The sequence below is a fragment of the Streptomyces sp. RLA012 genome (genome assembly GCF_056270325.1).
Window position 1 is genome coordinate 1,180,570 of sequence record NZ_JBWDPA010000002.1, and the last position, 11,684, is coordinate 1,192,253.

General features: G+C 72.9%; 11 protein-coding genes and 1 pseudogene. 6 read left to right on the forward strand and 6 right to left on the reverse strand.

Going from position 1 to position 11,684, the window contains the following annotated elements; genetic code table 11:
* Positions 1 to 192: 192 nt before the first annotated feature.
* Together RV986_RS05875 and RV986_RS05880 are read left to right on the forward strand one after the other, a co-directional pair.
* A complete protein-coding gene (locus RV986_RS05875; RefSeq protein WP_475916354.1) occupies positions 193 to 1,125 on the forward strand; it encodes a LysR family transcriptional regulator in 933 nt (310 codons plus the stop codon).
* Between the two features lie 187 nt (positions 1,126 to 1,312).
* A complete protein-coding gene (locus tag RV986_RS05880; protein ID WP_475916355.1) occupies positions 1,313 to 1,930 on the forward strand; it encodes a hypothetical protein in 618 nt (205 codons plus the stop codon).
* Positions 1,931 to 2,151: 221 nt separating this feature from the next.
* Here RV986_RS05880 and RV986_RS05885 read toward each other — a convergent pair.
* From RV986_RS05885 to RV986_RS05895, 3 genes and pseudogenes are all read right to left on the reverse strand, one after another.
* Positions 2,152 to 2,679, reverse strand: a pseudogene (locus RV986_RS05885) (PadR family transcriptional regulator); the annotation flags it as partial.
* 67 nt (positions 2,680 to 2,746) lie between these two features.
* Positions 2,747 to 4,762, reverse strand: a complete 2,016-nt coding sequence (locus RV986_RS05890; protein WP_475916356.1) for an oxidoreductase — start codon at positions 4,760 to 4,762, stop codon at positions 2,747 to 2,749.
* A 198-nt stretch (positions 4,763 to 4,960) separates the two neighbouring features.
* Positions 4,961 to 5,752 carry a putative protein N(5)-glutamine methyltransferase gene (locus RV986_RS05895; protein WP_475916357.1) on the reverse strand — a complete coding sequence of 264 codons (792 nt, stop codon included), beginning with the start codon at positions 5,750 to 5,752 and terminating at the stop codon, positions 4,961 to 4,963.
* 244 nt (positions 5,753 to 5,996) lie between these two features.
* Here RV986_RS05895 and RV986_RS05900 point away from each other — a divergent pair, with 244 nt between their 5' ends.
* Positions 5,997 to 6,473, forward strand: a complete 477-nt coding sequence (locus tag RV986_RS05900) for a MarR family winged helix-turn-helix transcriptional regulator (protein ID WP_475916358.1) — start codon at positions 5,997 to 5,999, stop codon at positions 6,471 to 6,473.
* An 86-nt stretch (positions 6,474 to 6,559) separates the two neighbouring features.
* On the opposite strand, the gene RV986_RS05905 is transcribed toward RV986_RS05900, so the two are convergent.
* Both RV986_RS05905 and RV986_RS05910 read right to left on the reverse strand, forming a co-directional pair.
* Positions 6,560 to 7,312: a GNAT family N-acetyltransferase gene (locus RV986_RS05905; RefSeq protein ID WP_475916359.1), complete on the reverse strand. Its 753-nt coding sequence runs from the start codon at positions 7,310 to 7,312 to the stop codon at positions 6,560 to 6,562.
* Positions 7,309 to 8,229: an NADP-dependent oxidoreductase gene (locus RV986_RS05910; protein WP_475916360.1), complete on the reverse strand. Its 921-nt coding sequence runs from the start codon at positions 8,227 to 8,229 to the stop codon at positions 7,309 to 7,311. Before RV986_RS05910 ends, RV986_RS05905 begins: the two co-directional genes overlap by 4 nt.
* A gap of 222 nt (positions 8,230 to 8,451) precedes the next feature.
* On the opposite strand from RV986_RS05910, the gene RV986_RS05915 reads away from it, so the two are divergent.
* Positions 8,452 to 9,057 (forward strand): sulfite oxidase-like oxidoreductase, encoded by a 606-nt coding sequence (locus tag RV986_RS05915; RefSeq protein ID WP_475916361.1) that lies wholly within the window; start codon positions 8,452 to 8,454, stop codon positions 9,055 to 9,057.
* 52 nt (positions 9,058 to 9,109) lie between these two features.
* Positions 9,110 to 9,865, forward strand: coding sequence for a ferredoxin reductase (locus tag RV986_RS05920; protein WP_475916362.1), 756 nt, complete (start codon positions 9,110 to 9,112; stop codon positions 9,863 to 9,865).
* A 28-nt stretch (positions 9,866 to 9,893) separates the two neighbouring features.
* Here RV986_RS05920 and RV986_RS05925 read toward each other — a convergent pair whose 3' ends face one another.
* Positions 9,894 to 10,769, reverse strand: a complete 876-nt coding sequence (locus RV986_RS05925; RefSeq protein ID WP_475916363.1) for a universal stress protein — start codon at positions 10,767 to 10,769, stop codon at positions 9,894 to 9,896.
* A 297-nt stretch (positions 10,770 to 11,066) separates the two neighbouring features.
* Here RV986_RS05925 and RV986_RS05930 point away from each other — a divergent pair, with 297 nt between their 5' ends.
* Complete coding sequence (locus RV986_RS05930) at positions 11,067 to 11,651, forward strand: Rv1733c family protein (protein WP_475916364.1); 585 nt, start codon at positions 11,067 to 11,069, stop codon at positions 11,649 to 11,651.
* Positions 11,652 to 11,684: the final 33 nt, after the last annotated feature.

Below are 11,684 nucleotides of genomic sequence, written 5' to 3' on the forward strand. Positions count from 1 at the left end.
GCAAAACGCGCACGATAAAGGGCCCTCTCCTGGGGGATATTGACGGTCATTCACCTAAATCTGGTGCGTGGCCGACGGCGCGTCCAGCGGGAAGGACCCGGACGGAGCACACCGGGCGCGTTCGGGATCGACGGGCAGGTGGCGGCCGAGGGGGCAGTGTCCTGGCGATAGGCAGAACATAGGCTCAGCCGTATGCCCCATAGCGAACCCAATACCTCCGCGCTTCCTCTGGACATCTCCCTGCTGCGCACCTTTCTCGCCGTGCACCGGGCGGGGTCGTTCACGGCGGCCGCGCGGCTGCTCGGACTGTCCCAGCCGACCGTGACCACGCAGATGAGGTCACTGGAGGAGCAGGTGGGGCGGGAGCTGTTCGAGCGGCAGCCGCGGGGTGTGGTGCCCACGTCGGTGGCGGACGAGCTGGCGGCACAGGTCGCGGCGCCCCTGGACGCGCTCGCGGAGATCGCGGACCGGCGCGGGTCCGGTGCCGACCAGCCACCGGACCCGGTGCACCTCGCGGGGCCGGCCGAGCTGCTGTGCACACGCGTGCTGCCCGCGCTGGCACCGCTGACGGCACAGGGCGTACGTCTGCGCGTCAGTACCGGTCTCACCGACGACCTCCTGGACGGGCTGCGTGGCGGCCGCTTCGACCTCGTGATCGCCACGGCCCGGCCGCGCGGCCGCACCCTGTCCGCCGTGCCCCTGATGGACGAGGAGTTCGTGCTGGTCGCGGCCCCGCAGTGGGCCGAGCGCATCGGACCCGACCGGGTGGCCGCCGAGGGGCCCGCCGCGCTGCGCGAGGCGCCCCTGGTGACGTACGCCGAGGATCTGCCCATCGCCCGCCGCTACTGGCGGCATGTGTTCGGGGTCCGCCTGACCGGCCGGGCCGCGATCACGGTGCCCGATCTGCGGGGTGTGCTGGCCGCGGTGGTCGCCGGCGCCGGGATCACCGTGCTCCCCCGCTATCTGTGCCTCGGGGAACTCGCGTCCGGTGCGCTGGTGCCCCTGCTGTCCCCCGAGGACCCGCCGATCAACACCGGATATCTCGCCCAGCGGCCCGGCGCGTCGGACAACCCGCACTTCGCTCTCGTCCGGGAGCGGCTGCTCCAGGCGGGTCGCACCTGGTGACAGACCGTCCTTCCGGTCGAAACCGTGGTGGCGTCCGCCGGACGAAGGAATTCGTCACCTGCCCGGTCCACGTCCGCATGCGGGCCGGGCCAAGGGCACATTGGCTCTCCCTGAGGCAGCACGGGCCTTTCCAATCCTCGGCGGCGCATGGGATGTCCCGCCAACCGTGCCGCTGGAGGACAGTCCTATGCGTACTACTCAGATATTTCTTCGCTCGGGCCTGGCCGTGGCCGCCGCTGCGTTTCCCCTCACCCTGGCCGCCCCGGCGGCCGTCGCGGGCGGCTCGGGGATCTCCGTGAGCACCAGCGGGACCACGGTTTCGGTCACCACCAGCACATGTACGAGCAATGGCGGGAGCTTCGGCAACGCCTCACTGCTGTCCAGTGGACAGGTGAACTTCTCCCAGGGGCGCCAGACGTCGTTGACCGGGTCGAGCAGCCTTCAGTCGGCGCTCTGGTCGAACGTCGGCGCCGGTACCTACACCGTCGTCGTGGTCTGCGCGAACGGGACGACGGCGGGCACCCAGGCCGTCGTGGTCCGGCCCTCCTCAGGCCCCGCGGCCCCCAAAGTCCCCGCGGTCCCCGCGGTCCCCGCGGTCCCCAAAATCCCCGCGGTCCCCAAAGACCCCGCGGTCCCCTTGATCACGGCGCCGTCCGCGCCGGCGCGCGGAGTGCTGGGCGGTCTGGGCGGGGCCTCCCGGGACTACCGCACCGTCACCCTGGTGGGCGGCGGCACGCTGGTCGTCACCGGCGTCGTGGCGACGGCCTGGTTCCTGCGCCGCCGCGCCAGGCCCCACCGGCTCTGATCCGCAGACCCGCACACCGACCGCGCCGGCCGACACGTCCGGCGGCCGTCCGTCCGGCTCCGGCCGGAAGGACGGCCTCCAGGGACGGCCTAGTCGGACGGTTCTCCGGGGACGGACGGCTGATCCCCCAAATCCCCGAAGTCCCCGGCGTCTCCGGAGCCCCCGGAACCCCCGAAGTCCTCGAAGTCCTCGACGTTCCTGACGTCCTCGAAGTCCTCGAAGTCCTCGAACTCCGCCAGCGCATGCGTCAGCCACTGCGTCCAGAAGGTCTCAAGGTCGATTCCGGCGCGCAGCACCAGGTGCCGCAGCCGGTCCTGGGGGGCATGCTTGTCGGGCGGGAAATCGCGCTTCTGGATCTCCTCGTAGTCGGCCAACTGCCGCTGATGCAGATCGAGATGGCGGCGCAGGTCCGTCTCGATGCCCGCGGTGCCGACGACGGCCGAGGCGCGCAGCCGCAGCAGCATCGTGTCCCGCAGCGGTTTCGGGTCCTGCGAGGCGGCGGTCCAGCGGGCCAGTTCCTCGCGGCCCGCGGACAGCACCTCGTAGCTCTTCTTCTGCCCCCGGGCCGGCTGCTCGGACGGCAGCGCGCGGATGTACCCCTCGGTCTCCAGTTTTCCCAGCTCGCGATAGATCTGCTGATGCGTCGCCGACCAGAAGTACCCGATCGACTTGTCGAACCGCCGGGTCAGTTCGAGGCCCGAGGAGGGCTTCTCTAGCAGGGCGGTGAGGATCGCGTGCGGGAGTGACATGGGCTCATCCTAGGGAGGGCCGTTCCGGGCAGGTCCGTCCGTCGCGGGGCCCTCCCGCCTGGTGCGGCTAGAGCGCCGCGGCCAGCTCCGTTCCCTGCTTGATGGCGCGCTTGGCGTCCAGTTCGGCGGCCACGTCGGCACCGCCGATGAGGTGCACGCTGCGCCCCTCGGCGGTCAGCTCCTCGTACAGGTCACGGCGCGGCTCCTGTCCCGTGCACAGCACGATCGTGTCGACCTCCAGGACCTGGCTGTGTCCCTCGACGGTGACGTGCAGTCCGGCGTCGTCGATCCGGTCGTACCGGACGCCCGGGACCATGCTGACGCCCCGGTGCCTGAGCTCGGTGCGATGGATCCAGCCGGTGGTCCTGCCGAGTCCGGCGCCGACCTTGGAGGCCTTGCGCTGGAGGAGGTGGACGGTGCGCGGCGGGGCGGGCCGCTCGGGCGCGGCGAGGCCGCCGGGTTCCTGGTACTCCATGTCGACGCCCCAGTGCCGGAAGTACGTCGCCGGGTCCTCGCTCGCCTTGTCGCCGCCGTCGGTCAGGTACTCGGCGACGTCGAAGCCGATGCCGCCGGCGCCGAGGATCGCGACCCGGTCGCCGACGGGGGCGCCGTCGCGCAGGACGTCGAGGTAGCCGACGACGCTCGGGTGGTCGATGCCGGGGATCTCGGGAGTTCGGGGGCGCACGCCGGTGGCGACGACGACCTCGTCATAGCCGTTCAGTCCGTCCGCGGTGACCAGGGTGTTCAACCGCACGTCCACACCGCGCAGTTCGAGCTGGGTACGGAAGTAACGGATCGTCTCGTCGAACTCCTGCTTGCCCGGCACCTTGCGGGCCACGTTGAGCTGGCCGCCGATCTCGCCCGCGGCGTCGTAGAGGGTGACCTCGTGGCCGCGCTCGGCCGCGGAGACCGCGCAGGCCAGGCCGGCCGGGCCGGCGCCGACCACGGCGACGCGTTTGCGCAGCCGGGTCGGTGCGAGGACGAGCTCCGTCTCGTGGCAGGCGCGCGGGTTGACCAGGCAGGAGGTGATCCTGCCGCTGAAGGTGTGGTCGAGGCAGGCCTGGTTGCAGCCGATGCAGGTGTTGATGGCCTCGGGCTGTCCGGCCGCCGCCTTGGCGACGAAGTCGGGGTCGGCGAGCATCGGGCGGGCCAGCGAGACCATGTCGGCGTGGCCGTCGGCGAGCAACTGCTCGGCGAGTTCCGGGGTGTTGATGCGGTTGGTGGTCACCAGGGGGATCGAGACGGCTCCCATGACCTTCTTGGTCACCCAGGTGTACGCGCCGCGCGGCACGGAGGTGGCGATGGTGGGGATGCGTGCCTCGTGCCAGCCGATGCCGGTGTTGATGATCGTCGCTCCGGCCGCCTCGACCGCCCTGGCGAGGGTGATCACCTCGTCGAGGGAGGAGCCGCCGGGCACCAGGTCCAGCATGGAGAGCCGGTAGACGATGATGAAGTCCTCGCCGACGGCCTCGCGCACACGCCGGACGATCTCGACCGGGAAGCGCATACGGTTCTCGTACGAGCCGCCCCAGCGGTCCTCGCGCCGGTTGGTCCCGGCGGCGATGAACTCGTTGATCAGATAGCCCTCGGAGCCCATGATCTCGACGCCGTCGTATCCGGCCCGCCGCGCCAGCCGGGCGGCGCGCACGTAGTCGTCGATGGTCCACTCGACCTCGGCGTCGGTGAGCGCGTGCGGCGGGAAGGGGCTGATCGGTGCCTGCAGGGCGCTCGGGGCGACCAGGTCCTGGTGGTAGGCGTACCGCCCGAAGTGCAGGATCTGCATCGCGATCCTGCCGCCCTCGCGGTGCACCGCGGCGGTGATCTCCTTGTGCTGCTCGGCCTCCGCCCCGGTGGTCAGCTTGGCGCCGCCCTCGTAGGGCCGTCCCGCCTCGTTCGGTGCGATGCCACCGGTGACGATGAGGCCGACGCCGCCGCGGGCGCGGGTGGCGTAGAACTCCGCCATCCGCTCGAAGCCGTGGTCGGCCTCCTCCAGGCCCACGTGCATGGAACCCATGAGTACGCGGTTGGGCAGCGTGGTGAAGCCCAGGTCGAGCGGGTTCAGCAGATGCGGGTAACGGCTCATCGGGCCCTCCGTGCGCGGTGTCGTGTGTCTGTTGTAAAGGACCGGCCGCGCTTTATGCAACTAGTTGCACAATGGCTTGGGTCACTCGGCCGAGGGCGCCGTGGGACACGAGTCGGACAAGGGGTTCGGGCCACAGGTTCGGACAACGGGTTCGGGCCGGCGGGTCGGTTCGAGCGCCCGGCGGGACCGCCCCTGGGATCAGGCCGCCGGGGGCCTGATGCCGATCACGACGTTGGCGTACAGCTCGTCGGAGACCTCCAGCCTGGCGATCAGGCCGCTGCGGGTGAAGGCCTCGACGGCCAGGGGCGCCTGGCGTTCGCTCGTCTCGACCAGGAGGCAGCCGCCCGGGGCCAGCCAACGGGGCGCCTCGGCGGTGACGCGGCGCAGGATGTCGAGGCCGTCCGCGCCGCCGTCGAGGGCGACCAGCGGTTCGTGGTCGCGGGCTTCCGGGGGCAACAGGCCGACCTCGTCCGTGGGGACGTACGGCACATTGGCGGCGAGGACGTCGACACGGCCGCGCAGGGTGCCGGGCAGGGCCGCGAACAGGTCGCCCTCGTGGACCAGTCCGCCGAAGGGGGCGACATTGCGGCGGGCGCAGTCCACGGCGGCCGGGTCGATGTCGGCGGCGTGCAGTTCGGGCCCGCCGAGGGAGGCGGCGAGCGCGGCGCCCACCGCGCCGGAGCCGCAGCACAGATCCACGACGAGGGACGCGTCCGGTGCGTGGGCCAGCGCCTGGTCGACGAGGAACTCGGTGCGGCGGCGGGGCACGAAGACACCCGGCTCGACGGCGATACGCAGACCGTGGAACCCGGCCCAGCCGAGAACGTGTTCGAGGGGCAGTCCCGAGACGCGCCGGTCCACCATGGCGGTGATCTCGTCCGGGGTGCGGGCGGTGGAGAGGATGAGCTCCGCCTCGTCCTCGGCGAAGACACAGCCTGCGGAACGGAGCGCGGCGACAACGAAATCGGAAACAGGGGGCACAGGGAGCATGGAAGCCGAGAGCCTTTCGGTGAGCCGAAGGGCGCTCTCGCGGTCACCTACAGGCGACGATCCGCATGACTCCGAGGCGAGAGCACCCGACCTGACACAGCGTTGATGGGTCTCACCTCCTCGCCAACTCCTCGGCCGGGGCGGTCCGCAGCCAGGACGGCCACCTTACAGGAACGGCCGGACGGCGACGCGGCATTTCACCGGCCACCAAGTTGTACCCTACAACTAGGTGGAAGGAGCTCCCATGACAGCAGCCGACGTGGCCGTCGAGACCGGCACCGCCGTCGAGACCATCCAGCTCGAGATGACGGCCTTCGCCCGCCGCGCACGCGCCTCGGCGGGGCGGATGCACCCGGAGCTGTCGCTGGTCTCCTACACCCTGCTGGGGCATCTGGAGGAGAGCGGCGGCTGCCGCGCCACCGACCTCGCCGCCCACTACGCGCTGGACAAGTCCACGGTGAGCCGCCAGGTGGCGGCGCTGGAGCGGGCCGGGCTCGTCGAACGCCGGGGCGACCCCGAGGACCACCGGGTGCAGGTGCTGCGGCTGACGGAGGCGGGCACCCGCATCCTCGCCCAGGTCACCGAGAGCCGCCGGATCGCGTTCCGGCAGCGGCTCGCCGACTGGCCGGCGGCGGACCTGGAACGGTTCGCGACGTATCTGGTGCGCTACAACTCGGCGGCCGCCGGGGCACCGCCCGCCGAGAAGTCCTCCACGGGCTGACCCTCCGCGGGCCGAGCCTCCGTGAGCCGTGGCCTGCGCCGGTCACGGCCTGGGCGAGCCGCTCCCGTCGGTCCCCGCCATGACCGTCACCGCGCCCCCACTGCCTGACCGTCCGCCAGGTGCTCCGGCACCCGCGCCGCCAGGAAGCGGGTGGTGCGGCGCAGGGTGAAACCCAGGGACTCGTAGAGCCGGACGGCGCTGGTGTTCTCGGCCGCCGTGTGCAGGAACGGCGTCTCGCCGCGCTCGCGGATGCCGTGCGCGACGGCCAGGATCAGCCGGGAGGCGAGGCCCTCGCCGCGGAAGTCCGGATCGGTGCAGACCGCGCTGATCTCGGTCCAGCCGGGCGGACGCAGCCGCTCCCCCGCCATCGCGATCAGGGCACCGCCACGGCGGATCCCGAGGTAGGTGCCGAGCTCCACGGTGCGCGGCAGGAAGGGGCCCGGCCGGGTGCGTTCCACCAGGTCCAGCATCTCCGGTACGTCGGCGGGGCCGAGCCGCACCGCCTCGGCGTCCGGCGCCGCGGCGAGGGAGGCGTCGACGAGCTGCACGCCGGCCAGGTCGAAGGTCAGCTCCCAGCCCTCCGGGGTCCGGCCGTTGAAGCCGGCCAGCGGGGCCTCGCCGCCGGGGCCCACGAGCGCGGCGAGGTCCGCCCAGTCGTCGGCGTCCGGGTCGTCGGGCAGGGCCAGCCACGGCGATACGTCGACGGGGTAGCGCAGGACGCGGCCGCGGCGTTCGGCAAAGTGGGCGTGCGGGCCGGTCAGCGAGCCGAGAGCGGGGTTGTCCAGCGGATGCGGGCCGGTGCCGAGTGGATGCGTGTGCGTGGTGCGACGGTCGCTCATCGGGCGACCTCGATCACGATCTTGCCGCGCACATGCCCGTCCTCGACCGTGCGCAGCGCCTCGGCGGCCCGGTCGAGGGGGAAGGTCCGGGTCACGAAGGGCCGGAGCGCGCCGTCGACCACGAGTCGCGCCACCTCGTCGAGGACGGCGGCCGTGCGGGCGCGCTCGACGGGTGCTCCCCCGAGCCGGGCGACCGTCGCCCGGTCGGCACCGGTGATCAGCTTCGTGCGGTCGGCCACCAGCGTCGCCGCTGCTTCCAGCACCTCGCCCCCGACGAGGTCGAAGACGGCGTCCACCCCGTCCGGCGCCGCCGCCCGCACCCGCTCGGCGAGGTCGGGCCCCGACGGGACATGGACAGCCCCGAGCGCCTCGACGAAGTCCTTCTTGCCGTCGCTCGCGACCCCGACGACGCGCAGCCCGAAGGAGCGCGCGATCTGGGTGGCCGAGACGCCCACACCGCCGCCCGCACCGGTGATCAGCACGGTCGAGCCGGAGGGCAGGTCGAGCTGGCGGATGCCGTCGTACGCGGTCGCCGCCGCGACGGGCAGGGTCGCGGCGTCCGTGAAGGAGAGTCCGGCGGGCTTGTGGGCGGTCACCGTCGTGGGCAGCAGCGCGTACTCGGCGTATCCGCCGCCCACCGGGTTGCCGAAGACCTCGTCCCCCACGGTGAACCCGGTCACGTGGGGACCGACCTCCGCGACCACTCCCGCGACCTCGCTGCCGAAGACGGCCGGCAGTTCCGGCTCCACGGAGCCGGGGCGGCGGTAGCCCGCGCGCAGCTTCCAGTCGACGGGGTTCACGCCCGCCGCGCGAACGGCGACGAGTACCTGGCCGGGGCCCGGGCTCGGCCGGTCCCGCTCCACCAGCGCCTCGGCCTCGGGGCCGCCGAACCGCGTGAAGACGTACGCCTTGGGCATCTGCTCCCTCACTCTCCTTCGCCGCCACGGGAGGTGGCACTAGCGGCAAGGAAGATCACGGCACGGCTATTCCCCGGCCCCGGGAGAGTTCATGCGTCCGCAATGATCGGGTTCCCGACCGGCCAGGAGCACGGCCCACGGCCGCGTACGGTTGGATGCGCACTCGTCCCATACGCTCGATCCGCGGGCCGTCGCACCGGACGGTCTGGAGGCACCACCGTCATGAACGTCACCCGCGCCTTCACCGGACGCCCCCGCTCCAGCAACGCCGGACTGCCACCCGGCCAGTACGACGCGGGCGACGACTGGCCCGTCCTGTCCGCCGAGGTCACCCCCGACCTGGCGCCCGGCGACTGGACCTTCCGGATCGACGGGCTGGTGGCCGAGGCGCGCGACTGGAGCTGGGAACAGGCGCACGCGCTGCCCGCCTCGGCGTACGAGGGCGACATCCACTGTGTGACGAGCTGGTCGAAGTTCGGGGTGCGCTTCGGGGGTGTGTCCCTGGACGCGTTCCTGGACGCCGTGCACCCGGACGCGAGCGCCACCCACGCGGTCGCCTACGCGCACACCGGGTACACCACGAACCTCCCGCTCGCCGATCTCACCGGCGGCCGCGCCTGGATCGTCTGGGAGTACGACGGCAAGCCGCTGCCCGCCGAGCACGGCGGCCCCGCCCGGCTGGTCGTGCCGCACCTCTACTTCTGGAAGAGCGCCAAGTGGATCGCGGGCCTGCGGCTCCTCGACCACGACGAGCCCGGGTTCTGGGAGCAGAACGGCTACCACGCGCGCGGCAACCCCTGGGAGGAGCAGCGCTACTCCGGTGACTGACACGACCGCGTCCCCGACCGCCCCCGCATCCCCGACGAGCCCTGTGCCCCCGATGACCGAGACCTTCGTACCGCCCACGCGTTTCGCCGTGCCCGGGCGGATCGCCGTGAGCGACCGGACCGCCGCCACCTGGCAGACCGCCACGCTCACCGGGATCCGCCGGGAGACACCGCACGCCGCCACGTTCCGGTTCGCGGTGCCCGAATGGACGGGGCATCTGCCCGGGCAGCATCTGATGCTGCGGCTGACCGCCGAGGACGGGTATGTGGCCCAGCGCCACTACTCCCTCGCGTCACCGCCCGACGACGCCGGGCACATCGAGCTGACCCTCGACCGTGTCGAGGGCGGCGAGGTGTCCGGCTGGTTCCACACGGTGGCGCGGCCCGGCGACTCGGTCCAGGTGCGGGGTCCGCTCAGCGGGTTCTTCGCCTGGCCCGGTGACCGGCCCGCGCTGCTCATCGGCGCCGGCTCCGGCGTCGTACCGCTGATGTCGATGCTGCGCCACCACCGTGCCCGCGCACTGGACGTGCCGCTGCGGCTGCTGGTCTCCGCGCGCAGCCCCGAAGAGCTCATCTACGCACGGGAGTACGGCGAGGAGACCACGCCCGTCTTCACGCGCAGCGCCCCACGAGGGGTAGCCGTGGGGCGGCTGACGGCGGCCCAGGTGGCGCCGTTGCTGGCCGAGCGGCCTCCCGGTGGATGGGAGGCCTATGTGTGCGGCTCCAACGGGTTCGCGGAGCACGCCGCACGGCTGCTGGTGGCTGCCGGACAGCCCGTGGACCGGATTCGTATCGAGCGCTTCGGCTGAGGTCTCCGCCCCGCGGCACGAGCCGCTGTCAGTCGTGCGGAACCACGGCCACCGGGCAGTCGGCGTGCTGGATCAGCGACTGCGCGGCGCGTCCCGGACCCCTGCCCGTCCGGCGCCCGACGACCAGCAGCCCCGCCCCCGTGGACGCCTCCAGGAGCTGGGGTCCGGGACGGCCGTGGACGATGTGCGCGCGGACCTCCGTCGCCGGGAACCTGTGGCGCCAGGGCCGCAGCGTGCCGGTCAGCACGCGCCGTTCGCGGTCCTCCCGCTCGGCGGTGGTATCGCCCGGCGCGGGCACGGTCCCGGGGTGCGCCGCGCGCACCACGTGCAGCGGTGCCGAGCGGACGACGGCCGCGTCGAAGGCGTAGCCGATCAGCTCGTCGGCCGGGTGGTCCGGGTCGAGCCCGAGGACCACCGGCAGGTAGGGGGCCGCACCCGGGGGTGAACCGTCGACGACGGGCATGCGTTCGTCCTCGGGCCGTTCGCCCGTGCGCACCAGCACGACCGGGCGGTCCGCGCGGGCCGAGACGGCCAGGGCGACCGAACCGACCGGGAATCCGGCGATCCCGGTGCGACCGCGCGAGCCGAGGACCAGGGTCTCCGTCTCCGCGGCCACCGCCAGCAGCGCCGGCACCGCGGGCGTCTCGCAGCGGCGGGCGATGATGTCCAACGCCGGGTGGACGTAAGAGAGTTGGATGGCGGCCCGGTCGAGTGCGGTACGGGTACGACCGGCGGGCACCCCGGCGTCCGGGACCGGAACCGGGACTACCGGTTCGCATCCCGCGTGCAGCAGCCGCAGGGGCAGGCGGCGGCGCTGGGCCTCACGAGCGGCCCAGTCGGCCGCGTCCAGGCTGGGCCGCGAGCCGTCGATGCCCACGGTGATCGTACGGATGTCCGCGTTCATGGCTCCCGCCTTTCGCGGGCGGGCGGCGGCGGACAGCCGCCCCTGGGACCGGAGTCGGTTGCGCACGAGTACGCGTCGACCGCCGCTGGATGGGCACAGATCATGATGGCTCCTGTTCGCCGCACGGAGTGGTTCGCGGGTTCCACGGGGGGCGCGGATCAGTCGTACGGCGGGAAAATCGGCTCGGGCGTTCTCGGTGGGACGCCCGGGGCGGTGGGCCGGGAGCGGCAAAGCGGCCCCGTACGGGGTCCATTGGGTCCTCCGCGGGCGGGAGTGCGGTGGGCGAGGAGGTTGAGGATGCGTACCCGGGTGCGCGGCTGGCGCTGGCGTCACAATCCGCTGCGCCGCCGCTCGGACGTCGTCGAGGCGTGGACGGTACTGGCCGTCGCCGTTCTGTTGTTCATCGGTGCGCCGCTGGCCGGTGCGGCCGTGGGGTGGTGGGTGTACGACGGCGCGCAGACGCGGGCGGCGGCGCAGCGGGCGGAGCGGCATCGGGTGAGCGCCGTGCTCGTCGGGACCGCGCCCGCGGCGGTGGCCTCGCCGCAGGTCGGACGGCAGCCCACGTATCCGGTGAAGGTGCGCTGGAGCGAACCGGCCAGGGGGTCGCGAACCGGTGAGATCCAGGTCCCGGCCGGCAGTCGACGCGGCGACCGCACCGAGATCTGGCTGGACTCGTACGACAGGAGCGTCGGTCCGCCGGTGAGTGACAGCGCGATCTGGCAGCACACGCTGACGACGGGTGTGCTCACCGCCGGGGGCGTGGTGGCTCTCGTGTTCGGCGGCCACTTCGTCGTACGGCGGGTCGCCGCGCGTCGCCGGCTCGCCGAGTGGGAGCGGGGGTGGGCGCGTACGGGGCCGGAGTGGAGGCGGCACACGGCCTGACGGCGGGCGCCCGCGGGCCCGGCGGCCGACCGA

Coding starts and splice junctions, on each gene's coding strand:
- RV986_RS05930 (WP_475916364.1), top strand. CDS start 11,067: ATGCGTACCCGGGTGCGCGGCTGGCGCTGGCGTCACAATCCGCTGCGC.
- RV986_RS05895 (WP_475916357.1), bottom strand. CDS start 5,752: ATGCTCCCTGTGCCCCCTGTTTCCGATTTCGTTGTCGCCGCGCTCCGT.
- RV986_RS05880 (WP_475916355.1), top strand. CDS start 1,313: ATGCGTACTACTCAGATATTTCTTCGCTCGGGCCTGGCCGTGGCCGCC.
- RV986_RS05875 (WP_475916354.1), top strand. CDS start 193: ATGCCCCATAGCGAACCCAATACCTCCGCGCTTCCTCTGGACATCTCC.
- RV986_RS05925 (WP_475916363.1), bottom strand. CDS start 10,769: ATGAACGCGGACATCCGTACGATCACCGTGGGCATCGACGGCTCGCGG.
- RV986_RS05905 (WP_475916359.1), bottom strand. CDS start 7,312: ATGAGCGACCGTCGCACCACGCACACGCATCCACTCGGCACCGGCCCG.
- RV986_RS05910 (WP_475916360.1), bottom strand. CDS start 8,229: ATGCCCAAGGCGTACGTCTTCACGCGGTTCGGCGGCCCCGAGGCCGAG.
- RV986_RS05915 (WP_475916361.1), top strand. CDS start 8,452: ATGAACGTCACCCGCGCCTTCACCGGACGCCCCCGCTCCAGCAACGCC.
- RV986_RS05890 (WP_475916356.1), bottom strand. CDS start 4,762: ATGAGCCGTTACCCGCATCTGCTGAACCCGCTCGACCTGGGCTTCACC.
- RV986_RS05900 (WP_475916358.1), top strand. CDS start 5,997: ATGACAGCAGCCGACGTGGCCGTCGAGACCGGCACCGCCGTCGAGACC.
- RV986_RS05920 (WP_475916362.1), top strand. CDS start 9,110: ATGACCGAGACCTTCGTACCGCCCACGCGTTTCGCCGTGCCCGGGCGG.